Annotated in this window: 23 protein-coding genes; 18 read left to right on the forward strand and 5 right to left on the reverse strand. The window is 66.4% G+C overall.

Features of this window, described 5'->3' with window-relative positions; genetic code table 11:
* Window positions 1-298: 298 nt before the first annotated feature.
* The 5 genes from WS46_RS10980 to WS46_RS10995 all read left to right on the forward strand — a co-directional run bounded on the left by WS46_RS10980 (window position 299) and on the right by WS46_RS10995 (window position 5480).
* A complete protein-coding gene (locus tag WS46_RS10980; RefSeq protein ID WP_059536295.1) occupies window positions 299-976 on the forward strand; it encodes a response regulator transcription factor in 678 nt (225 codons plus the stop codon).
* 34 nt (window positions 977-1010) lie between these two features.
* Window positions 1011-1391 carry a FimD/PapC N-terminal domain-containing protein gene (locus WS46_RS36865; RefSeq protein WP_373558359.1) on the forward strand — a complete coding sequence of 127 codons (381 nt, stop codon included), beginning with the start codon at window positions 1011-1013 and terminating at the stop codon, window positions 1389-1391.
* Window positions 1358-1648: a FimD/PapC N-terminal domain-containing protein gene (locus WS46_RS36870; RefSeq protein WP_179949145.1), complete on the forward strand. Its 291-nt coding sequence runs from the start codon at window positions 1358-1360 to the stop codon at window positions 1646-1648. The genes WS46_RS36865 and WS46_RS36870 overlap by 34 nt, the downstream gene beginning before the upstream one ends.
* A gap of 143 nt (window positions 1649-1791) precedes the next feature.
* Window positions 1792-2454 carry a response regulator gene (locus WS46_RS10990; RefSeq protein ID WP_059452495.1) on the forward strand — a complete coding sequence of 221 codons (663 nt, stop codon included), beginning with the start codon at window positions 1792-1794 and terminating at the stop codon, window positions 2452-2454.
* Between the two features lie 83 nt (window positions 2455-2537).
* Complete coding sequence (locus WS46_RS10995; protein WP_082725305.1) at window positions 2538-5480, forward strand: sensor histidine kinase; 2943 nt, start codon at window positions 2538-2540, stop codon at window positions 5478-5480.
* 110 nt (window positions 5481-5590) lie between these two features.
* Here the strand turns inward: WS46_RS10995 and WS46_RS35260 are convergent, their stop codons facing one another.
* On the reverse strand, window positions 5591-6037 hold the full coding sequence (locus tag WS46_RS35260; protein WP_156443122.1) for a hypothetical protein: 447 nt from the start codon (window positions 6035-6037) through the stop codon (window positions 5591-5593).
* A 123-nt stretch (window positions 6038-6160) separates the two neighbouring features.
* Here WS46_RS35260 and WS46_RS11005 point away from each other — a divergent pair, with 123 nt between their 5' ends.
* The 10 genes from WS46_RS11005 (at window position 6161) to WS46_RS11050 (ending at window position 16794) form a co-directional block, all read left to right on the forward strand.
* On the forward strand, window positions 6161-6964 hold the full coding sequence (locus WS46_RS11005; RefSeq protein ID WP_059536313.1) for a transporter substrate-binding domain-containing protein: 804 nt from the start codon (window positions 6161-6163) through the stop codon (window positions 6962-6964).
* A gap of 4 nt (window positions 6965-6968) precedes the next feature.
* Entirely contained in the window at window positions 6969-7703 is a 735-nt protein-coding gene (locus WS46_RS11010; RefSeq protein ID WP_059690538.1) for an ABC transporter permease, read from the forward strand.
* Window positions 7700-8467, forward strand: a complete 768-nt coding sequence (locus WS46_RS11015; protein ID WP_059690539.1) for an ABC transporter permease subunit — start codon at window positions 7700-7702, stop codon at window positions 8465-8467. The genes WS46_RS11010 and WS46_RS11015 overlap by 4 nt, the downstream gene beginning before the upstream one ends.
* A 26-nt stretch (window positions 8468-8493) precedes the next feature.
* Entirely contained in the window at window positions 8494-9876 is a 1383-nt protein-coding gene (locus tag WS46_RS11020; protein ID WP_059690540.1) for an LLM class flavin-dependent oxidoreductase, read from the forward strand.
* A 150-nt stretch (window positions 9877-10026) separates the two neighbouring features.
* Window positions 10027-10953, forward strand: a complete 927-nt coding sequence (locus WS46_RS11025; protein ID WP_059690541.1) for a TauD/TfdA family dioxygenase — start codon at window positions 10027-10029, stop codon at window positions 10951-10953.
* Between the two features lie 47 nt (window positions 10954-11000).
* A complete protein-coding gene (locus tag WS46_RS11030) occupies window positions 11001-12032 on the forward strand; it encodes an ABC transporter substrate-binding protein (RefSeq protein WP_059690542.1) in 1032 nt (343 codons plus the stop codon).
* 67 nt (window positions 12033-12099) lie between these two features.
* A complete protein-coding gene (locus WS46_RS11035) occupies window positions 12100-13089 on the forward strand; it encodes an ABC transporter ATP-binding protein (RefSeq protein WP_059690543.1) in 990 nt (329 codons plus the stop codon).
* Complete coding sequence (locus WS46_RS11040; protein WP_059690544.1) at window positions 13086-13973, forward strand: ABC transporter permease; 888 nt, start codon at window positions 13086-13088, stop codon at window positions 13971-13973. Before WS46_RS11035 ends, WS46_RS11040 begins: the two co-directional genes overlap by 4 nt.
* A gap of 175 nt (window positions 13974-14148) precedes the next feature.
* On the forward strand, window positions 14149-15366 hold the full coding sequence (locus WS46_RS11045) for an acyl-CoA dehydrogenase family protein (RefSeq protein ID WP_059690545.1): 1218 nt from the start codon (window positions 14149-14151) through the stop codon (window positions 15364-15366).
* Between the two features lie 39 nt (window positions 15367-15405).
* Window positions 15406-16794 carry an LLM class flavin-dependent oxidoreductase gene (locus WS46_RS11050; protein ID WP_059690546.1) on the forward strand — a complete coding sequence of 463 codons (1389 nt, stop codon included), beginning with the start codon at window positions 15406-15408 and terminating at the stop codon, window positions 16792-16794.
* A gap of 2 nt (window positions 16795-16796) precedes the next feature.
* On the opposite strand, the gene WS46_RS11055 is transcribed toward WS46_RS11050, so the two are convergent.
* The 4 genes from WS46_RS11055 to WS46_RS11070 form a co-directional block, all read right to left on the reverse strand.
* A complete protein-coding gene (locus WS46_RS11055; RefSeq protein ID WP_059690560.1) occupies window positions 16797-18008 on the reverse strand; it encodes an LLM class flavin-dependent oxidoreductase in 1212 nt (403 codons plus the stop codon).
* 97 nt (window positions 18009-18105) lie between these two features.
* Entirely contained in the window at window positions 18106-18654 is a 549-nt protein-coding gene (locus WS46_RS11060) for a c-type cytochrome (RefSeq protein ID WP_059690547.1), read from the reverse strand.
* Entirely contained in the window at window positions 18647-19906 is a 1260-nt protein-coding gene (gene soxC / locus WS46_RS11065; RefSeq protein WP_059690561.1) for a sulfite dehydrogenase, read from the reverse strand. The genes WS46_RS11060 and soxC overlap by 8 nt, the downstream gene beginning before the upstream one ends.
* Before the next feature lie 132 nt (window positions 19907-20038).
* Window positions 20039-21223: a porin gene (locus tag WS46_RS11070; RefSeq protein ID WP_059690548.1), complete on the reverse strand. Its 1185-nt coding sequence runs from the start codon at window positions 21221-21223 to the stop codon at window positions 20039-20041.
* On the opposite strand from WS46_RS11070, the gene WS46_RS35265 reads away from it, so the two are divergent.
* From WS46_RS35265 to WS46_RS11085, 3 genes are all read left to right on the forward strand, one after another.
* Window positions 21222-21611 (forward strand): hypothetical protein, encoded by a 390-nt coding sequence (locus WS46_RS35265; protein WP_156437207.1) that lies wholly within the window; start codon window positions 21222-21224, stop codon window positions 21609-21611. The genes WS46_RS11070 and WS46_RS35265 overlap by 2 nt on opposite strands.
* 95 nt (window positions 21612-21706) lie before the next feature.
* Window positions 21707-22051, forward strand: coding sequence for a DUF3088 domain-containing protein (locus WS46_RS11080; RefSeq protein WP_059536364.1), 345 nt, complete (start codon window positions 21707-21709; stop codon window positions 22049-22051).
* A gap of 67 nt (window positions 22052-22118) precedes the next feature.
* Window positions 22119-23117: an ABC transporter substrate-binding protein gene (locus WS46_RS11085; RefSeq protein WP_059536367.1), complete on the forward strand. Its 999-nt coding sequence runs from the start codon at window positions 22119-22121 to the stop codon at window positions 23115-23117.
* Window positions 23118-23416 lie beyond the last annotated feature (299 nt).

The raw sequence follows: 23416 nt of genomic DNA on the forward strand, positions 1-23416 counted from the left end.
GGTGCGCATGACACGGACGAAATTCTGGACAGCGACGCCTTCCCGGAAATCGCATCGCTTCGCCTACAAGGTGTGACAGGCAGGATGCGCACGTCGCCACAAAGTAAAAACATGTCATCCATAGGACTTGTCTGATGTGGCGGGCCTCGGATCAGGCGTTGGTCCCATATCTCGCTTTGTAAGGATTTTATAAGATACCGATCAAGAGATTTCGCATGGCGACCTTGAGCTCGAGATGCCGGTGGGATTCCATATTTTCAATGTGTGACGACAGTTTGAGTCCAGGTCGGAATTTCAAATGAGAAAATTTGGCGTAAAAACCATCTTCGCGAACGATAGGCCGTTGACGCTTGCCGGAATGGAATATGTCGCGAGGAATACCAACGCGATCGATTTGATTGCCATATGCAGGACACCACAGAATTTGATCGAGTCGATGTCTCGCATGCATTGCGATGTCGTGGTCATCGATTTTGCGATGCGGGGCAACGGGCAAATTGAAGGACTCGCTCTGCTCGGATATCTGAGACGCACCTATCCGAAGGTCGGGATTGTCGCACTGGTCACGCATGAGAATCCCGTGATCCTCCGATCGATTCTCGATCGGGATGTCGCGAGCGTCGTCAGCAAGTTCGACGACGTCGGCCATATCGTCACCGCGATCCATTCATGCTTTGGGAGCGGCAGTTATCTGTCGCCGCTGATCAAGCGTTCGCTCGAGCTGGTCGAGTGCAGTAGTAATCAGCGTGTATCGAAGCTGTCTCCGCGTGAAATCGAGGTGATCCGGTGTTACCTGTCAGGAATGACGATTACCCAGATCGCGGAATACATGAAGAAAGGCAAACAGACAATCAGCGCCCAGAAGACCAACGCGATGAAGAAGTTGGGGGTAAAGAATGACATTGAACTGGTCCGTTGTGCGACGTGTCTCGATTTGATCGACGAGGAGAGTGCGAGTCGGTTCGAAGTTCAGTGATGCCGTCGTCAAGCACGAGGCGCTTGGCGGCTTAATGCGAGGGGACTGTCGGCCGTTGCGGGCTGGCACGCGAGCGCCAGCGGCATGCAGGTCGAATAAGCAGCGGAGGCCCCAGACGGACTTGTCCCGGTTCGAGAATGGCAACGTCGTTCTGCCGGGACTGTACGGCGTCGATGTGTACGTCAACGAGAATCTTGCCACGAGCGTGCAGATCCGGTTCCGCGCGTCGGCCCGATCCACCGACGCGCAGCCGAGTTTTGACGACAAGCTGTTGCAGGACGTTGGCGTCGACGTGGAACGCCTAACCGCGGACGTGAACGCCCAACTCTGCGACCCGCACGCATGCATCGAGCTACCCGACGCGATTGCCGATGCCACTCCATGTTCGCGTTCGACGAACAGCACCTGCGACTGAGCATCCCGCAAACCGCATTGCGACGCAGTCCTCGCGGGTATGTGGGCCAGGAGCGTTGCGATTCCGGCGTGACGGTCGGTATGCTGAACTACAACACGAACCTCTATACGAACCGTACCAGCGGCGGACCACCGATCACGCAGCGGTACGTCGGCCTGAGCGCGGGTGTGAACGTGCGGAAGTGGCGGTGTGAAGCGCTTCAGCGGCACCAGCGCGCGGATCAGCTGCGCGAAATCGATCGCCAAGACGCAGACTGACGTGACGCTTGCCGCGTACCGCTATTCGACGACCGGCAATTCCAGGTCAAGCCAACTTATCGAGATATAATCCGCACGAAATGGGTTTCGAATAAGTACAACATGGCGCTAGTGCGCGCCTCATTCCAGAGCGCGGGTGCATGATGGACGAATTTTCGGTGCGAGTGATTGTCGCGGACGACCATCCGGTGTCGGGGTACGGCATCGCGCAGGGTTTGGGCAGCATGCCTACGATCGAGGTCGTCGCGGTCGTGTCGGACACGGCCGCACTGATCGACCGGCTGGACACGACATCGTGCGACGTCCTCGTGCTCGACTACGTGATGCCGGCCGGGCAATACGGCGACGGCCAGACGCTGGTTTCATTCCTGACTCGGCGCTATCCGCAATTGCGCATCGTGACGGTGACCATGCTCAATTCCCCGGCGGTTTTTCGCGCGCTGCAGCAACTTGGCGTGCACTGCATCGCAAGCAAATCCGATGCAATCTCGCACATGGTCGCCGCCGTGCACGCGGCTTACTCGAACGGCCACTATCTGTCGCCCACGATTGCGTCGCTCCTCGCACAGGCGGATACCGGCGTCAGCACCGCACTGTCAAAACGGGAGTCGGAAATCGTCCGGCTGTTCCGTGAAGGCTACAAGGTGACCGAAATCGCCGATCGACTGAATCGAAGCAAGAAAACCATCAGCGCGCAAAAGCTGGCCGCAATGCGCAAGCTCGGCATCACACGCGACGCCGATCTGATCAAGTATGAGGGAGAGCTCGAGCCGTCTGAAAACATCGACCTTCGGTCGAACGACTGATCCGTGCCGGCATGTACAGGTTCCGCGGATGGCTGTCCCGCCTGAGTCGTCCTGCGAGCCGCAGGCAATTCGATCCGGACTGGATGCGCGCGTATCAGCGCCGGTTGCTGTACGGCGGTGGCGCGGCGCTCGGCATCTTCATGCTGGTGTGCGCAGCCGCTGTCGCGCGAGGCGAGTTCAGCGACTACCAGGCTGCGTTGCGTACGCACTTCCTCACCGTGAAGTCGCAACTGCTGGTTCGCATGTCGGAAAACAGCGCGCTGCTGAAGCAACAAGTGGCGACGGTACAAGGCGGATGGAATGAGCGAGCGCGTCCGACCCGGCTGACCGAGCAGGCGTTTGTCGATCAGGATGGGTTGATGATGCACGACGCCTATGAATTGGACCGGGCATACGCGCTGAAGGCCATCATCGATTCCGCTCATCCGGCGAGCGTTTATGGGCCGCTGCTCGCTTTGAGCGAACGGGTCTTCGAGAGCGGCCGGTGGGTGAAGAGGGCGCAGCCGCTGTCGAACGCGGTCTACATGATCGGCGTCGACGGCCGTTTCGTCACGCTGTCACTCTACGTTACGTCCCCCTCGGCGCTGCCGCAGGCGCAGGCCGCACAACTGCCGTTGCTGCTGCCACAGGCGTGGCCGGATGTCGCGGCGATGGTGCATGCCGCGGCGTCCGACCCGGAGCATGTGCCCGATGGCGTGATCTGGCTGCCGCCGCGCGCGGGTGTCATTACGGGGGAGCAGCGGGTGCGCGTTGCATCCTGGGCGTTCGATGGCCGTGACCGACCGATTGTGCTGATCGTTCAGACGATACGTCCCGAGCGCCTTTTGAACGAACTCGACGACGAATCGCGTGGTGGCGCGTTCGCGGTGGTCGATCATGCCGGGAACATCCTGCTGTCGGCGGCACGGCACGCCGATGCGGCGAACGTTGCGCACGCACTGGCCGGCGACCGTGTGAACGACATCGAACAACTGTTTCGCGACGGGCGCTTCGAGATTCGCGATGCGATTCCCGGTACCGATTGGACATTGGTCTACGTCTATTCGATACGAACCGTGATGCGCGGCGTCGCGGCTCGTATGTTGGAGATTGCCGGCGTCGCGCTATTCGGTTTGGCGTTCCTGTGGTGCGGGATCGCGCTGATCAACCGGCGCATTCTCGCGCCGTCCTACCGCAGTGCGTCGCGTCTGAAGGAAAGCGAGCAACTCAACCGCACGCTGATCCGCACGGCGCCGATCGGCCTCGCGCTGATCGGCGAAGCGAACGGCACGGTGCTGCTGAGAAACGCAGCGATGGCGCGCTACGAGACCGCCGCGGCAGGCGAACCGCTGTCGCGGCAGATCTGGCGGACGTTCGCACAATCGCCCGATCCGCGCGCGTCGGGGCGACGACGCGCCATCGTCGGCCGAGAGATCGCGCTCGCGGGGGCGGGCGACGGCACGGAAGACACGCATCTGCTCGTCAACAGCGCACGCGTCCGATATCGCGGCGCGCAAGCGCTGCTCGCGACCGTCAACGACATCACCGCGCGCAAGCTGGCCGAGCAGTCGCTCGTCGAGGCCCGGCACGCAGCCGACCAGGCGAATCGCGCGAAGTCGGTGTTTCTTGCGACGATGAGCCACGAAATCCGCACGCCGCTCAATGCGGTGATGGGCAATCTCGAGCTAATGAAGCGCGGGCCGCTCGCCGATACGCAGCGCCGCCGGCTCGAGATCGTCGATTCGTCATCGTCCGCGCTGATGCACATCCTCAACGACGTGCTCGACCTGTCGAAGGTCGAGGCCGGGCAACTGCGGGTCGATGCCGTGCCGTTCGACTGCGCGGCGTTGCTGCGCGACGTCGTGGAATCGTTCCGGCCGCTTGCGACGGCGAAGGGGTTGCACCTCGGTTTCGACATCGCGGCAGACATGGCGCGATACCGGGTCGGCGATCCAATCCGGATCCGCCAGGTCGTCGCGAATCTGCTCGGCAATGCAATCAAGTTTACGGAGGCGGGCAGCGTCATGCTGTTCGCGGGCGGGCACGACGACGTCGAGATACGTGTCGTCGATACGGGGATAGGCATTGCGCTGCCGGCGCAATCGACGATCTTCGAGCTGTACCAGCAGGCCGACGATTCGATCCATCGCCAGTACGGCGGCACGGGCCTGGGTCTTGCGCTATGCCGGCGGCTCGTCAATGCGATGGGGGGCGAGATCGTGGTGCGCAGCGCGCCGGGCGAGGGCAGCGCGTTTAGCGTTCGCATCCCGCTGCCGATGGCCGATGACGTGCCGGCCGGCGATCTCTACGACGATACGGTCGGCGATTCTCCCGATGCGGTCTCGCTCGCGGGAGACGGGGACATGCCGCTGCGCGTGCTCGCCGTCGAGGATCATCCGGCGAGCCGGCTGCTGCTGGCGGACCAGTTCCGTGAGCTCGGCGCCGATGCGACGATCGTCGAAAGCGGCGGACAGGCGCTGGCGGCGCTCGAGCGCGGCCGCTTCGACGTCGTGCTGACCGATCTCGGCCTGCCTGACATGGACGGCTGGACGCTTGCGGCCGCGATTCGTGAGCGCGATGTGCAAGTTCGCATCGTTGCGATGACGGCACACGCCGGTCCGCGGGAAGAGCAGCGCTGTGCGGCTGTCGCGATTCGTGTACTGCTGCCGAAGCCCGTCTCGTTGCGTGCGCTGGCGCGGGCGCTTCGCGCGCAAGGTCGCGTCGGATTCGTGCACTCGGCGGAGGACCGCCCGGCAATGCCGAAAACCGTGATGGCCGCGATGCGCCAGGTCACGCTGGCTTCGTTCGAATCGATCGAGCGCGCGCTGGCAGGACGCGATACCGATACGGTCGTACGTGAGCTACATGCGCTGAGCGGTGGTTTCCTGTCGGTCGGGCATGGCGTGCTGGCGGAGCTGTGCGGTGGGCTGCAACAAGTCGTGCATGACGAAGGTCTCGGCGTTTTCGTTGAATTGTGGCCCGCGTTGCGCGGCGAACTGACCGACGCGCTCGATGCGCTGAGGAGCCACGACATACCGGCGCCCTGATTTCATCGCATTTCCGAAACGCGATACCGCAGATTTCAACTTCTCCCGGATTCGGATGTCGTAGTGCCGGCTACATACCGATGTCGCATGTTTCATCGGTTTCCCGTCATTCAGCGTTGAAGGAACAAGCCTGAAGCAGCAGGGCGCTTACGCTCACCCGCGGGCCTTCGTGGACCGCCGCTCAGTTCCTGCTCTGATGCGATCTCCAGAATCGCCGTCTCCATGTCAGCCGCCGTGAATCGGCGCGGTTTCCTGGTGCCGGGTTGCGCTTCGGTCATCCGCACCGGAAGCCCTCGATGCGTTCGCGACGGCGCGATCCCGATCCGCCGGCTGTCGCGCTGCGCTTGAAACGCTTGCGCCACTTGCAGCGTGTGACTCAGGCGCTTGTGGTCCACGATTGCGCCTTGATCGACCTCGGCCAGCCGGTCCCAGAGCTTATCGCAAGCCAATGTCGGCCCGAAATCTGGAACTGCCGTCGGTGCGGCGCGCAACTGCGCAGGCGTGAGCGGTCGAACGATGCACCGTGCTTCACGTTCGACGGTGCGCCGTTCCGCCATATCGCGCGATCAGATATCCATCGAAAAAATAACCATTTGGTACACGCTTCGGCGCGCTTTACAGTTTCGCCTCATGCCGGCTGCGAAGCCGGTCGTTCCGACGTTATTTCAGAATTTCGCCACATGAATCGTTTGATGCGTTCCAGGGTCCGCCGTGCCGCGGCCGCGCTGTTCGTGCTCGGCCTCGTGCCGGCTTCCCATGCGGCCCAGCCGACGTTGCGCGTCGGCATCGACGCCGAGTCGTATCCGCCGTTCTTTTCGAAGGACGCGGCCGGCAAGTGGAAGGGCTGGGAAATCGACGTGCTCGATGCCGCGTGCGGCAAGCTGAACGTGCGGTGCGAACTCACCGACATTGCATGGGACGGCCTGATTCCGGCGTTGCAGAACCGCAAGATCGACGTGATCTGGTCGTCGATGACGATCACCGGCGAACGGCAGAAGGCGATCGATTTCAGTCGCGCGTATTACGAATCGCCGACGGTGTTCGTCGGCGCGAAAAGCGACCGGCGCCGCGTCGACTGCGCGGTGCCTGCGAGCTTCAAGGGTCGCGTGATCGGCGTCGAGGCCGGTACGAACTTCTCGGCGTTCCTCGATTCCCGCTTCAAGCCGGATGCGCAGATCAAGGCGTTCGACAAGTTCGACAACGCGCTCGCGGATCTGGTGTCCGGCCGTGTCGACTACGTGCAGGAAGGCAAGGGGCTGTTCACGGCATTCCTCGCGTCGCGCGACGGCAAGGACTTCGAGGTCAAGGCGACGTGCGCGGACAACCCGGTGCTGGGCCTCGGCATCGGCGCGGGCGTGCGCCAAGGCGATGCGCTGCGCGGCAAGCTGTCGACCGCGATCGCGCAACTGCAGCAGGATGGCACGTGGGATGCGATCACCGCCCGCTATCCGAACCTGAAGGGCACGATCGAGAAGGGCCGCTGACGCGATGGCCGCTGACGATTCGCTGCTCGCGTTGCTCGCATTCGGCGACGGCGGGTACGGCCGCGTGTTCGCGGGCGCATTCGCGCTGACGTTCGGCGTCGCGGCAGCGTCGTTCTGCACCGGCGTGCTGCTGGGCATCGCCGGCGCGCTCGGCAAGCTGTCGCGCCACGTGCCGCTCGCGTGGCTGGCGCGGCTCTACACGACGCTGGTGCGCGCGCTGCCCGAGCTGTTGTGCCTGCTGCTCGCGTTCTATGCCCTTGCACCTGCCGTCGAGGTCGCGCTGCACCGCGGCGGTCTGGTGCCCGACGGCTTCGCGTTCCCGCCGTTCCTGGTCGCTGCGCTGTCGCTCGGTTTCATCCAGGGAGCGTATCTGACCGACATCTTTCGCGCGGCGCTCGTCAACGTGCCGACCGGCCAGGTCGAAGCCGCGCACGCATACGGTATGACGCCGTGGCAGACGTTCACACGCATCCGGCTTCCGGCCGCCGCGCGGCTTGCATTGCCGGGCGTCGGCAACGTGTGGCTGAACGCGACCAAGGATGCCTCGTTCGTCAGCGTGCTCGGCTCGTTCACGGATCTGCTGAAGGCAAGCCAGCTCGCGGCCGGCGCGACGCGGCACTACGTATTCTTCTATCTGGTCACGGCTGCGCTGTTCCTGCTGCTGAGCATCGCGTCGACGGGTATTTTCGCGGCGCTCGAGCGGCACGCGAACCGTGGCACGAGGCGCGCAACCGCATGATGTTCTCGCTGCCGTTCCTGTTCGATACGGTGATGCCGAAGCTGCTCGCCGCAGTGCCGACGACGCTCGCGCTGACGTTTTTGTCGGGTGCGGCCAGCGTGCTGCTGGGCGTGCCGCTCGCGCTCGCCGCCGGCGCGCGCCATGCGCCGCTGCGCTGGTCCGCGCGCGGCTGGATCATGTTGATTCGCGGCACGCCGCTGCTCGTTCAGCTTTATTTGCTGTACTACGGATTCGGTCAGATCGTGCCGCGCGAATGGATGCGCGACAGCTGGGCATCGCCGCTGCTGCGCGACGCGTTCTGGTACGCAACCGTCGCGTTGAGCGTGAACGAGAGCGCGTATGTCGCGACGATCCTGCGCGGCGCGATCGCCGGCGTGCCGGCCGGCGAGGTCGAAGCCGGGCACGCATACGGAATGACGCGCATTCAGGTGCTGCGCCGCATCGTCGGCCCGCGCGCGTGGCGGCTCGCGCTGCCCGCGCTCACCGGCGAGGCGATCCTGCTGCTGAAATCGACCGTCCTCGCGTCGACCGTGACGGTGTTCGACGTGATGGGAACGGCCAATACGCTGCGCTTCGAGACGTTGCGCGTGTACGAACCGCTGGCCGGCGCGGCTGTCGTCTATGTCGTGCTGGTCGCGCTGCTCACCATCCCGGCCGCTCGCTTCGAGCAGCGTGTCAATCGCCATCTGACGCGCGCCCCCGACGCTCGCGTGCCTGTACGCCGCCGCCGCGCGTCGCCGGGCGCGTGGGCGGCCCCCAACTGATTCCTGCCCTGGTAACGAACCTGACGATGTCCGATCCTCGCCCCTTGCTGTTTTCCCTGTATGAACAAGCCAGCGTCGGCTGCGGCGGCGCGCCGAGCCTGTGGACCCATCCCGCCGACGAACGGCTGCACGCGAATACGCTCCCGTTCTGGTCGAACCTCGCGCGCACGGCCGAGCAGGCCGATCTCGACATGCTGTTCTTCGCGGACGTGCTCGGCCTGTACGACGTCTATGGCGGATCGGCCGACGCAGCGGTCCAGTGGGCGGTCGAGGCGCCCGCGAACGATCCGATGATGCTGATTCCGGCACTTGTCGCGCAGACCGAGCGGCTCGCATTCGGCGTGACCGCGAGCACGACCTACGAGCATCCGTTCGCGCTCGCGCGCCGCTTCAGCACGCTCGATCACCTGAGCAACGGCCGGATCGGCTGGAACATCGTGACGTCCTACCTGACGAGCGCGGCGCGCAACTTCGGGCTCGACCGGATGATCGGCCACGACGAACGCTACGCGCGCGCCGAGGAGTTTCTCGACGTCGTGTACAAACTGTGGGAAGGGAGCTGGGCGGACGATGCGGTGGTCGCCGACAAGCACGTGCCGCGCTATGCGCGCGGCGACCGCGTGCGGCCGATCGCGCACGAAGGCACGCACTACCGCGTGCAGGGGCCGCACGTCTGTGCGCCGTCGCCGCAGCGCTCGCCCGTGCTGATCCAGGCCGGCTGGTCCGGGCGCGGGCGCGAATTCGCGGCGAAGCACGCGGAGGTGGTGTTCGTCGCGAAGTCGAATCCGCACGAGATTCGTGCGGGCCTCGACGAGATTCGCCGGCTCGCGACGGAGCGCGGCCGCGCGGCGGACGACGTGAAGTCGCTGACCGTGCTGCGGATCGTGACCGCGCGCTCGTCGAGCGACGCGAAGGAGAAATACCACACGCTGCAGCAGCACTACCACCAGCACGCGCAACTCGTCAGCTATGCGGGCGACACCGGCATCGACATCGACCGCTATGCGGACGACGAACCGTTAACGACGCAGACGGAAGGGTTGACGTCCTACGTCGTGCGGCCCGACGGCAGCGGCAAGCCGCTCACCGCTGGGGACGTGCGGCGCAAGTTTGCGAGCGTCACGCGCGGCACCGATCTGATCCTCGTGGGCTCGCCCGACGAGGTCGCCGATCAGCTCGCCGAGCATGCGCGGCAGTCGACGACGAGCGGCTACATGCTCAATCCGCTGATCAGCCCGGGCACGCTCGACGATTTCGCCGAGCTGATCGTGCCGGAACTGAGAAAACGCGGCCTGTATCGGACGACGTCACCGGGCGGTACCTTCCGTTCGCGGCTGAGCGGCCGCGACCGCCTGCCGGACACCGCGCATGGCGCGTCGTTTCGGCAATCCGTATCCGACGGGCGGTGACGAGCCGGGCGATGCCGCCGCCGGCCAGCGCCGTATGCACGAGCAGCGATCCTTATCACCGCAGCAGATAAACGTATCCGAATCGCTTCGTTGACGCAGTCCGGCACGCCCTCGTAGATTCGCGTTTTGACCTTACCAGGGGCCCGTGCCGTGACGACTACCGCCATCCGCGACGCCGCAACGCTTTCCGCCGGGCATCCCGCCTTGCGGCCGGGCGGCGCGGCCCAGCACTTCGACATCGTGCCGTTCGACGCGCCGCTCGGCGCCGAAGTGATCGGCCTCGACCTGTCGCGACCGCTCGACGCCGACGATTTCGCGCGCATCCATCGTGCCCATCTCGATCACCACGTGCTGGTGTTTCGCGACCAGATCATCACGCCGGACGAGCACATCGCGTTCAGCCGCCGCTTCGGCCCGCTGCAGATTCACGTGCTGCACCAGTTCGCGCTTGCCGGCCACCCGGAAGTGCTGATCGTGTCGAACATCGTCGAGAACGGCAAACCGGCCGGGCTCGGCGATGCCGGCCATTTCTGGCATTCCGACCTGTCCTACAAGGAAAAACCGAGCCTCGGCTCGCTGCTGCACGCGCAGGAACTGCCGGCGGAAGGCGGCGACACGTTGTTCGCCAACATGCATCTCGCGTGGGACACGCTGCCGGCCCACTTGCGCCGTGCGGTCGAAGGGCGGCGCGCCGAGCATACGTATCTCGCGCGCTATGCGGAACTGCAGGCGCGCAGCCCGTGGCGGCCGAACCTGTCGCCCGAGCAGATCGCGCAGGTCGCGGCGGTCGTTCACCCAGTCGTGCGCACGCATCCGGAAACCGGCCGCAAGGCGCTGTTCGTCAGCGAGCATTTCACGACGCGGATCGTCGGGCTGCCCGACGACGAAAGCCGCGCACTGCTCGACGAGTTGTTCGCGCACAGCGTGCGCGCCGAGCACCTGTATCGACACGCATGGCGCGACCACGATCTCGTGTTCTGGGACAACCGCTCGCTGATGCATCTGGCCGCCGGCACGCCCGACCACCTGCGCCGCAAGCTGTACCGCACGACGATCGAAGGCGACGCGCCTTTCTGAGTTGCGCGCGCGTCCTTCATATCAGCCCCTTCCCGACTGGAGTTCCGATGTCGTTTTCGTTTTTGCCGGCGCGCCGCGCGCTGGCGGCCACGCTCACCGCCGCGCTCGCCTTCGCGGGTGCGGTGATCCCGCAAGCCGCGCACGCGGAGGGCCGCATCCGCATCGCCGAGCAATTCGGCGTCGTCTACCTGATGCTGAACGTCGCGCGCGACCAGCAACTGATCGAGAAGGAAGGGCGCAAGGCCGGCCTCGACATCAAGGTTGACTGGGTGCGACTGTCCGGCGGCGCGGCCGTGAACGACGCGCTGCTGTCCGGCGCGGTCGACATCGCGGGCGCGGGCGTCGGGCCGCTCTTGACCGTGTGGGACCGCACGCGCGGCCGGCAGAACGTGAAGGGCGTCGCGTCGCTCGGCAATTTTCCGTACTACCTCGTGAGCAGCAACCCGAACGTGAAGACGATCGCCGACCTGAGCGCGAAGGACCGCATCGCGGTGCCGGCGGTCGGCGTGTCGGTGCAGTCGCGCGTGCTGCAGTATGCCGCTGCGAAGCAGTGGGGCGACAAGCAGTTCGACAAGCTCGACGCGCTCACGCAGGCGATTCCGCATCCCGACGCGACGGCCGCGATTCTCGCGAACAGCAACGTGATCACCGGCCACTTCGGCAATCCGCCGTTCCAGGAGCAGGAACTCGCCGGCAATCCGAACGCGCATATCGTGCTGAATTCGTATGACGTGCTGGGCGGCCCGAGCTCCGCGACCGTGCTGTACGCGACCGAGAAATTCCGCAACGACAATCCGAAGACCTATCGCGCGTTCGTCGCCGCGCTGGCCGACGCCGCACGGCAGATCGCGGCCGATCCGGAGCGCGCGGCCGATACCTATATTCGCGTGAACGGATCGAAGATCGATCGCGCGCTGCTGCTGAAGATCCTGCGTAATCCGCAGGTGCAGTTCAAGACCTCGCCGCAGAACACGTTGCCGCTCGCGCAGTTCATGCATCGCACCGGCGCGATCCGCAACGAACCGAAGTCGTGGCGCGACTATTTCTTCGACGATCCCGCGACGGCCGGCGGCAGTTGAGCGGCGCCGATGTTGCGACGTCGCGATCGACGCTTATGCGTCGGCGCGGTTTCGATATGCGCAATCGATGGTTGGTCCGCACGATACGCGGCCGTATGTTGATGCTTTTCCCGCAAGAGATTCGATCGTGAACGCCACTTCTCCCCGAACCTGGTTGCCGCCGTATGCGGCACGTGGCGGCGCGTCGCCGGCCGCGTCCGCCGTGCCCGATACACGCGCGGAGGATCGCTCGGCCGCGCACTCCGCGCCGGCCGGCGCGCACAGCGAACGCCTGCTGGCCATCGACCAGGTCAGCCTCGAATACCGCAGCGGCGCGCGGATCGTTCGCGCGACGCATCAAGTGAGTTTCGACGTGTACGGCAGCGACCGCTTCGTGCTGCTCGGCCCGTCGGGGTGCGGGAAGTCGACGCTGCTGAAGGCGATCGCCGGCTTCATCGAGCCCGTCGCGGGGTCGATCGCGCTCGACGGCCGGCCCGTGCGCGGGCCGGGCCCCGACCGCGTCGTCGTGTTCCAGGAATTCGACCAGTTGCCGCCGTGGAAGACGGTGGTCGAGAACGTCGCGTTTCCGTTGCGCGTTGCCGCGAAGCTGTCGCGTGCCGAAGCACGCGAGCGCGCGCTGCACTATCTCGACAAGGTCGGGCTGAGCACGTTTGCCGATGCGTATCCGCATACGCTGTCGGGCGGCATGAAACAGCGCGTCGCGATTGCGCGGGCGCTGGCGATGCAGCCGCGCGTGCTGCTGATGGATGAACCGTTCGCCGCGCTCGACGCGCTCACGCGCCGCAAGATGCAGGAGGAACTGCTGCGGCTGTGGGACGAATTCCGCTTCACGCTGCTGTTCGTCACGCACTCGATCGAGGAGGCGCTCGTGGTCGGCAACCGGATTCTGCTGCTGTCGCCGCATCCGGGCCGCGTGCGCGCGGAGCTCAACAGTCACGAACATTCGCTCGAGAACGTCGACACCGGCGACTTCCGCGACAACGTCGCGCGAATTCATCGCCTGCTGTTCGACACCGCCGCACCGCACGTACCGACGACGGAGGACGCTGCATCATGAGTACGATCGATCCGGCCCTGCCGCCGCTGCCGCCCGTGCGCGACGAATACACGCGCTCGCTCGACACGCTGCCCGACGCCGAGCGCGCGGCGCCGGCGCCGCTGCTGCACCGCATCGCCGGTGCCGCGTGGTTTCGCCGCGGCGTCATCGCGCTCTTGCTGATCGCCGTATGGGAGATCGTCGCGCGCATCGTCGCGAACGACCTGCTCGTGCCGACCTTCGGCGCGACGCTGGCCGCATTCGTGCAAGGCATCGAGTCGGGCGAACTGCTGGTCAAGACCGGCATCTCGATGTCGGTGCTGCTGCGCGGCTATGCGCTGGGCGTGCTGCTGGCGTTCGCGCTGACGTCGCTCGCGGTGTCCACGCGCATCGGTCGCGATCTGCTGACGATGCTCACGTCGATGTTCAATCCGTTGCCGTCGATCGCATTGCTGCCGATCGCGCTGCTGTGGTTCGGGCTCGGCACCGGCAGTCTGCTGTTCGTGCTCGTGCATGCGGTGTTGTGGCCGCTCGCGCTCAGCATGTACACCGGCTTCGCCGGCGTGCCCGCCACGCTGAAAATGGCGGGGCGCAACTACGGGCTCACGGGTCTGCGCCAGATCGCGCTGATCCTCGTGCCGGCCGCCCTGCCGTCGATCCTGGCGGGGCTGCGTGTCGGCTGGGCTTTCGCGTGGCGCACGCTGATCGCGGCCGAGCTCGTGTTCGGCGCGAGCGCGGGGCAGGGCGGGCTCGGCTGGTACATCTTCCAGAACCGCAACGAGCTGTATACGGATCGCGTGTTCGCGGGCCTCGCTGCCGTCATCGTGATCGGGCTGCTGGTCGAGAATCTGGTGTTCGATACGCTCGAACGCGCGACCGTGCGGCGCTGGGGCATTCAGCACTGAGACGTCCGGACGCGATCAATCCCGGCGCGTGCATAACGTAAGCTGAAATCGGCTTTTCACGCGCAGCGGGTGGGTCCCTATACTTGCGGACGGCGCGTAACGTACGCCGTGTAACGGATGCCGCGTCGCGCGCTGCCGCGACGTTCCCCGAACGACCCGAACAAGGACCTGCCGAATGACTGCCCGTGACGCCGTCGATCCGCGCGACGCATTGCGCGACGCGCTCGCCGCGCTGCCCGATCTTGCGACCGCGATCGGGCAGGATGCCGCACAGCGCGAGGCGCGCCGCGAACTGCCGTTCGAAGGCTTCGCGATCTTCCGGCGCTCGGCGCTGGGCGCGCTGCGGATTCCGGTCGAGCGCGGCGGGCTGGGCGGCACGCTGGTCGACCTGTTCGATACGATCGCGACGCTGGCGGCCGCCGATTCAAATCTCGCGCACGCGCTGCGCATCCACTACGACCAGACCGAGACGCTGCGGTTGTCGCCGCGCACGGCGTTCAACGACGTGCAGCTCGAGCGCGTGCTCGGTGGCGCGATCTTCGGCGGCGCGTCGACCGAGCGCGGCACGTCGCGCCCGGGCGAGAACACGACCGTGCTGCGGCGTGACGGAGATCACTACCGCCTAACGGGCCGCAAATACTATTCGACGGGCACCGCGTTTGCCGATTTCGCGCGCATCAACGTCGAGAACGAGCAGGGCGACGCGCTCGCCGTGATCATCCCGGTCGCGCGCGACGGCGTGCAGGTGCTCGACGACTGGGACGGCATGGGCCAGCGCATGACCGCGAGCGGCAGCCTGCTGCTGCACGACGTACAAGTGTTCGCGAATGAAGTCGCGGCGCGGGACGGCTCGACGCTCGTCGGCCGCCATTGCGGCGCGCTGCGGCAGCTGCATCTCGTCGCGACGGCCGCGGGCATCGTGCGCAACGTGGTGGCCGATGCACGCAGCTACGTGCTGACGCACGGCCGGCCGGTGCTGCACAGCCCGGCGCCGAGCGCGCGCGACGATCACTTCATTCAGCAGATCGTCGGCGAACTGTCCGCGCACAGCCACGCGATCGATGCGCTCGTGCGCGACAACGCGGCGGCGCTCGACCGCTCCGCCGATGCGATCGAGGCCGGCGACGCCGATGCGCACGAACGCGTGCTCGACAGCGCGCTGGCGACCGCGCGCACGCAGCTGATCGTCGGCAAGCTCGCGCTGCATGCGGCCGAGCGGCTGTTCGAGGTCGGCGGCGCATCGGCGACCGCACGCGTGCACAACCTCGATCGCCACTGGCGCAACCTGCGCACGATCTTCAGCCACAACCCGCTGCTGCACAAGGCGCGCGTGATCGGCGACTACGACCTGAACGGCGTGACCACGCATCTGACCGAAGGGCGCGTGTTCTGATTCCGCCGCATCCGCGGCCCACTTTCGGGAAACCTCACGATGACGACCCGCACCGGCCATCTGCACCTCGGCGCGTTCCTGTATCCGACAGGCCATCACATCGCCGCATGGCGCCATCCGGATTCGCACGCGGACGCCGGCGTCGATTTTCGTCACTACGTCAGGCTTGCGCAGGCGGCGGAGGCCGCGAAGTTCGATCTCGTGTTCCTCGCGGACGGCGTCGGCACGCGCGGCGACGACGTCGAGTTCCTGAGCCGCACCGCGCACAGCTACGTCGCGCAGTTTGAGCCGCTGACGCTGCTGTCGGCGCTCGCGGCCGTCACCGAACGGATCGGCCTCGTCGGCACCGCGTCGACGAGCTTCAACGAGCCGTTCCATATCGCGCGCAAGTTCGCGTCACTCGACCATATCAGCGGCGGCCGTGCGGGCTGGAACCTCGTCACGTCGTCGAGCGTGCACGAGGCGCGCAACTTCAACCGCGACGCGCATTTCGAGCATGGCGAACGCTATGCGCGCGCGGAGGAATTCGCCGACGTCGTGCGCGGGCTGTGGGACAGCTGGGACGACGACGCATTCGTGCGCGATCGCGCGCGTGGCCGTTTCTTCGATCCCGACAAACGCCACGTGCTCGATCATCGCGGCCGGTTCTTCCAGGTACGTGGGCCGCTGAACGTTGCGCGCGCGCCGCAGGGCCATCCGGTCGTCGTGCAGGCCGGGTCGTCGTCGGCCGGCACGCGGCTGGCCGCGCGCACGGCCGAGGTGATCTTCACCGCGCAGCAGACGCTCGACGACGCGATCGCGTTCTACGCGGACGTGAAAGGGCAACTTGCCGCGTTCGGGCGCGACCCCGACTCGCTGAAGATCATGCCCGGCGTCTTTCCAGTGGTTGGCCGCACCGAAAGCGAAGCGAAGGAAAAATTCGACGCGCTGCAGGCACTGATCGACCCGAAGGTCGGGCTCGCGCTCGTGTCGGGGCTGACGGGCGGCGTCGATCTGTCCGGCTATCCGCTCGACGGCCCGATCCCGCCGTTGCCGGAAACCAATGCGAGCAAGAGCCGGCAGACGCTGACGCTGGACCTCGCGCGCCGCGAGAACCTGACGATACGCGAACTCTATCTGCGGGTCGCGGGTGCGCGCGGTCATTGGCAACTCGTCGGCACACCGGAGCAGATCGTCGATGCGCTCGAGGAGCGCTTCGTGCAGTACGGCGCGGACGGTTACAACGTGATGGCGCCGACGTTGCCCGGCGGCCTCGACGATTTCATCGAACTCGTGCTGCCGGAGCTGCGTCGGCGCGGGCTGTTTCGCAGCGACTACGCGGGCCGCACGCTGCGCGATCATCTCGGGCTGCGGCGGCCCGCGCGGCGCGCATTTGTCACTTCCCCGGCGGTGGCGGCGTCTGCGGATTCGAGGGCCCCGGTTGCCTGAACTCAGCGCCTCAGGCCCGCTTCGCGCAGCAGCGGCAGCACGCGCGCGCCGAAGAAATCGAGATCCGGCTTGAAGTCGTAGAAGCTCAGCTGAATGCCGTCGATGCCGGCCCGATGCAGCCGCACGATGTAATCGGCGACTTCGTCGGGCGAGCCCGTGATCGAGATGTTGCCGCCGATCGCGCGCGCGGCCGCCTGCGAGCGGTGCTTGAAGCCGCCGCGCCACGCATGGGCATCGCTGTCGAAGCGGTGAAAACTCCCTTCGTCCGCATGCGCGACGATCGCATCGCGATACGCGCGCGCTTCCGCCGCCGTTTCGCGGCAGATCACGAGCGGGTTGAGCAGCGTGCGGATCGTCCGGCCGCGCGCGGCCGCGGCCGCCTTCACGCGGGCCGTATGCGCGGGCAGTGCGTCGAGCGCGAGATCGACGTCCGGGCCGGCGGGGCTCGTGACGAACACGATGTCCGAATAGCGGGCCGCGAAATCGATGCCGGCATCGGAGCCCGTCGCGTTGATCAGCAGCGGGCGACCGTATTGCGGCTTCGGCGTGACGAACGCGCCGGAGAGCCGCCAGCTCGACAGCGCGGGCGCGTAGCTGAAATTGTCCGGTTGCGCCCACAACTGACTGACCGCATCGACGAATTCGGCGGCCATTTCGTAGCGTCGGTCGTGCTCGATCCGGTTCCAGCCGAACATCTCGTGTTCGATCGCCCGGTGGCCGGTCACGACGTTGATGCCCCAGCGTCCGCGCGAGATGTGGTCGAGCGTCGCCGTGAACTTCGCGAAATGCAGCGGATGCCACGGACCGTACAGCACGTGGCTCGTCGCGACGAGGATGATCCGCTCGGTGCGCGCGGTGAGCGCCGCCAGCGTCATGAACGAGTCGAGTGCGTGGCCGTCGAATACGCCGCCGTAGCCGCCTTTCGGCAGCCACTGCGACAGCGCGAACACGAGATCGAAGCCCAGCGCCTCGGCGCGTGCGACGAGCGCGGCGTTGTAATCGAACGTCCAGTCGGTCGTGCGCGGCAGCGTCGATGCGCTCCAGCCGCCGGCCTGGATCGGCAGGAACAGGCCGAGCATCAGCGGCTGCGCGAGCACGCGCGACGCGGGGCTATCGGGGAAATCGGCCGGTGAGCGGACGTCGACGAACGGCGTCGGCGTGAACCCGGCGTCGGCCCGGGCGAGGTCGGAAGTGTCGGTCAAGATGGGCTCCATGCGACGCGCGCCGGCGTCGAGCGAAAGCATTGCGCGTACCGTGTCGGCAGTCGGCACGCACTGGTTTCCGGCATGCCGGCACATACGTCGTGTCGCGTCACAGCCGCCCCGGCCGCGGGTCGGGCACGAAGCCGTCGCGGTTCGGCATCTGGATGCGCGGCAGCGTGCGCGCGTCGAGCGTCGCGTCGTCGGGCACGATGCCGTTCAGGTGCAGCACGTATGCGGTGACCGCATAGACGTCGTCTGCGCTCAGCGATTGCGGCGCGTTGTACGGCATCGCGCGGCGGACGTAATCGAACAGCGTCGTCGCATAAGGCCAATAGCTGCCGACCGTTTTCTTCGGCTTGGCGCCGGCGAGCGAACCGCTGCCGCCGACGAGCGGATCACCCACGCCGCCCTGGCCGCCGGCGCCGTGACACATCGCGCATTTGTCCGCGAACACGTGCGCGCCGCGCGCGACGGTGCCCGCGCCGCGCGGCAGGCCGCTGCCGTCGGGCGCGACGTCGATGTCCCAGGCCGCGATCGCCGCGCGGTCGATCGGCTGACCGAGACCGAAGCCAGCGCCGAGGGCCGGCAACGCGATCGTGGCGATCGCGGCCGACACGACGGCGTACGACGCGAGCAGACGTGCAAGCGGCCTACGCATTGCGCACCTCGCCGTCCGCGCCGACACGCCAGTTCTGGATGCCGTTGTAGTGGTATTGCGAATTGACGCCGCGTGCGGCGACGAGCGCATCGCGGGTCGGTTGCACGTAGCCCGTTTCGTCGATTGCGCGGCTTTGCAGGTCGGCCGGCTCGCCGTTCCAGACCCAGTCGGCCTCGAAGCGCGTCAGCGCGCGATCGCGCACGTCGCCGGCGAGCCGCGCGGCGCGCCACGTGCGGCCGCCGTCGATCGACACGTCGACCGCGCGAATCCGGCCACGCCCTGACCATGCATAGCCGCTGATCGGGTAGTAGCCTCGCGACGCGAGCCGGTGGCCGGCGGACGGCCGCGTGATCACCGATTTCGCGTCCATCTCGAACACGAACTGGCGCGCGCATCCGTTTGGCAGCAGGCTCGTGTACTTCGACGTTTCCTCGCGGGTCATCTCCGGCGCGCGTACCAACTTCAGCCGCCGCAGCCACTTGATGTTCGTGTTGCCTTCGAAGCCCGGCACGATCAGCCGCACCGGATAACCGTTCTCGGGGCGCAGCCGCTCGCCGTTCTGCGCATAGACGACGAGCGCGCGCTCGAGAATGCGGTCGAGCGGCAGGCTGCGCGTCATCGCCGCGCCGTCCGCGCCTTCCGCGAGCAGCCATTGCGCGGCCGGGTCGATGCCGGTTTCGTCGAGCAACGTCGACAGCCGCACGCCGGTCCATTCGCAGCATGACAGCAGCCCGTGCGTGAACTGGACCGGCAGCCCGCTCGGGCCGTTCCATTCGCTGCCGGTGTTGCCCGAGCATTCGAGGAAGTGGATGCGCGATTCGGACGGAAAGCGCAGCAGGTCGTCGACCGTAAAGACGCGCGGCTCGCGCACGAGCCCGTGCACGACCACGCGATGGCGCTGCGCGTCGATATCGGGCACGCCCGCATGATGGCGTTCGTACACGAGGCCGTTCGGCGTGATGTCGCCGAACAGGTCGGCGAGCGGCGTCATCGACGAGCCGGAGCCGGGCAGGGCAGGCGAGCGCGCGCTGCGGCGAATCACGTCGCGTTCGTGCTCGCCCGGCACGCCGTACGGTGGCGACAGCAATGGTGCGCCCGGCGTGCGCGTCCACGGCGGGATGTCGAGCGGCGCGAGCGTCTGGCTCGCGAGCGCGCCGCCTGCCGGCAGCAGCGCGGCGGCCCAGCCGCCGGCGAGCTGGCGCAGTGCCGTGCGGCGCCCGGTGCGGTGTGGGCGGGAAGCGTTATCGGTCATCGGCGAAGCCATGCCGCGCGTGGCGCGGCAGCATCCGGAAAAACGGACATTGTCGGCAACCGGGCGCGGCGCGACAAACAACGATTCCCGCTTTGCTTATCGCGCCGCGCGCGTGTCACGTTGCACGCACGTTCAGAACTTCACGCGCAACCCGCTGACGACCGCGACCTGACGGTTCGTCGACGACGCGCTGCCGATGTTCGAGATCGCCGCGATCTTGCGATAGCCGCCCGACGTCGCGGTGCTCGCATCGCCAGCCGCGAGCTGGTAGATGCCGGACAGATAGATGTCGGTGCGCTTCGACAGCGCATAGTCGAACCCGAGCGTGAATTGGTGCCAGCGCGGCTTCAGCGTCTGGCCGCCGGTGCCCGGCAAGCCGCTCGCACGTCCGTCGGTGAACGTGTAGACGCCGATGAGCGTCGCCGCCGGCGTGATCTGGTAGCGCCCGTTTACATCGTAGTTGTTGAACTTGCGCGACGAGCCGTCGACATAGTCGAGTTGCGTGTGGCTCCACGCGAAGCCGAGCGTCGCGCGGCCCAGCGCGTAGTTCGCGCCCGCGACGCCGATCTGTTGCTTGCGCACGCCGCCGTTCAGCCCGTAGAAGAATGCGCCGCTGTAGTCGTTGCCGGTCGTCGTGGTCGCGCCGCCCACCGCGCCACTCGTGTTCGACGTCGCGTTCGGGTGATTCAGCCGCACGTAGCCCGCGCCGGCCGAGAACGGGCCGTTCACGTAGTTCGCCGACACGCCCCATGCGTTGTTGTTCGAGAAGCCGGTGCCCGCGCCGCCGTTCGCCTGGTTGCTGAAGGCATAGAGCACATCGGTCGTGAAGCCGGCGATCGTAGCGCTGCGGAACTTCACCGCGTTGTTGATGCGGAAGCTCTGGTTCAGGTTGTCGTTGTCGCCGACGTGGGTTGCCGGCGACCAGAAGCCGGAACCCGAGTACGGCGCGACGAGGTCGGTGATCGGCTCGTACTGGCGGCCGAACGTCAGCGTGCCGAGGCCGGCCTGGTTCAGGCCGACGTACGCGGAGCGGCCGAACAGGCGGCCGCCCTGACCGAGCCCGCCGTCGCTCGGCCGGAATCCGCCTTCAAGCGTGAACACCGCCTGCAGGCCGCCGCCGAGATCCTCGCTGCCTTTGAGGCCCCAGCGGCTGCCGCTCAGCTTGCCGCTCGTCTGCTGGATGTTGCTTGCGCCGCCCTGGTTGTTCGTATAAGCGAGCCCGGCGTCGACGACGCCGTACAGCGTGACGGAACTCTGCGCATGCGCGCCGATGGAACCGATCGAAACCAAACCCAGGACTACCGATTTCTTGATCATGAATATCCTCTGTTTTTATGGGTACGTCTGCGAGGATCACGATGCTATTGACTTCGGCGTGGTCGGCGAACACTCGTTCCGTACTTTGCAATTCGCTGCGCGAACGGATTGCAATGCGCGTCGATGCCCGCCCGGCGCACGCGCCACGATCGCGTCCGGCTCGCTTGCTGCGGCGAACGCATTGGTATCGATGGCAAACGCCGGGCGACCGCAACGTGCGCTCGCGCCCATATCGATCGATGAAATCGTTCGATGCCGCGCCGAAGTTCGTCTCGCTGACGATGTGTTTACGCAACGCGGCACTGTGAGGCGCACGGCAGATGCGGTATGCGCGCCGGCATATCGATTCCGCAAAATGTTCGTAGGGCCGCACGATGCGAGGCGGTAGAGTCGGGCATCCGGCCGTGATCCGGCCTGCGCCGGGCGCCATGCATGCAGTGTGCGTGCATGCCGGCCGAACCGTGAACAAGGGAGCCGTGTGAAATGAGTCGGGATGTGCTGTTTCTGCTGGAACCGGGCTTTGCCGATCCGAAGTATCCGGGGCGACACTTCGTCTGTCCGCATGGGCTGGCGATCGAAGGGCTGCTCGCGAGCGCACCCGATCGGGCCGACCGTGTCGACGTGCGCCGCGTCGGTTTCGAACGGCCGCGGCACGCGGTGATCGACGCGCTCGACGACGCGCATCAGGGCCTGCCGGTGCTCGTGCTCGGCAGCGCGCAACCGGCCCCGGACGATGCGCAAACGCTCGGCGCGGTGCGCTTCGTCACCGATCCGCGCCGGATTCTCGACCTGCTGGCCGAGCGCCACGGCTTCCCGGCGGTGCATTGACGCACGTCGGCCGTCGCGCGCGGCGGCTTCCTTTTTCCATTTTCCTTGAATCGACAGGAGCATTCGAATGGCGCCAACTTCGGCGGCGCGCCGCCGCCTGCTGTTCGCCGGCGCCGCGCTCGCGACGTCACCTGTAATCGCGCGGGCCGCGCTTGCCGCGCCGGCCGCCAGCACCGATCTGGCCGGCACCACGTTGCGTGTCGCGACCTACAAGGGCGGCTGGCGTGCGTTGCTGCAAGCGGCCGGGCTAAGCGACACGCCGTACCGGATCGAGTGGCGCGAGCTCAACAACGGCGTGCTGCACATCGAGGCGCTGAACGCGGATGCGCTCGACATCGGCTCGGGCAGCGAGATTCCTGCGGTATTCGCCGCGCGGCAGAAGGCCAGCGTCCGGTTCATCTCGCGCACGCGCGAAGACCTGAACAACCAGGTCACGCTCGCGCGCAAGGAAACGCCGATCCGCAGCATCGCGGACTTGAAGGGCAAGCGCGTCGGGTACGTGCGCGCGACGACGTCGCACTATTTCCTGTACCGGCAGCTCGCGGAGGCCGGTCTCGGGTTCGACGACATCCATCCGATCAACCTGTCGCCGACCGACGGGCTGTCCGCGTACGATCGCGGCGATCTCGATGCGTGGGCCATCTACGGCTACAACGGCCAGCTCGCGCGCAATCGGTATGGCGCCCGCGTGCTGAAGACGGGCAAGGGCTATCTGTCCGGCAATTTCCCGGTCTATGCGAATCCGCGCACGCTCGACGATCCGCGCCGGCGCGCGGCGACCGGCGATCTGTTGCTGCGGTTCCAGCGTGCTTATGCATGGGCGAACGGGCACTTCGATGCGTATGCGCGCGTGCAGAACGGCGAGACGCGTGTGCCGGTCGCCGATCTCTCCGCGATGTTCGCCCAGCGCAGCGACGACTACGCGCTGCTGCCCGTGACGTCCGACGTGGTCGCGCAGCATCAGCAGGTCGCGGACGTGTTCGCGCGGATCGGCGTGCTGGATGGTCCGGCGAATGTCGCGCCGTTCTGGGATACGTCGTTCAATGCGTTGGTGGCGTCGGCGTGAAGCGGTGGAAGGTGGATGGGCGTCATGCGCGATGCATGACACGACGGCCAGGCGCGTGCGCCGAAGTTCGTATCTGGAAAACGTCGTCGCGACCATGATGCCGAACACCAGGCCGAGTGCGATGCCGGACCGTCACGCCTAGCCGTTCTGCCGTGCGGTCAGGCTTCAGGCCCAAATCCGCCACGGCCTGAATAGGCTTACCGAGGTCCAAATGCGACATTTCTTATATGGTCGCCTCCCATTTGCAAGGCAATTTTGATCGTGGCGAGGAGGGTGGTTGCGGACTTATATCCGGACTC

It is taken from the genome of Burkholderia sp. RF4-BP95, assembly GCF_001521985.1.
Lineage (GTDB): Bacteria > Pseudomonadota > Gammaproteobacteria > Burkholderiales > Burkholderiaceae > Burkholderia > Burkholderia diffusa.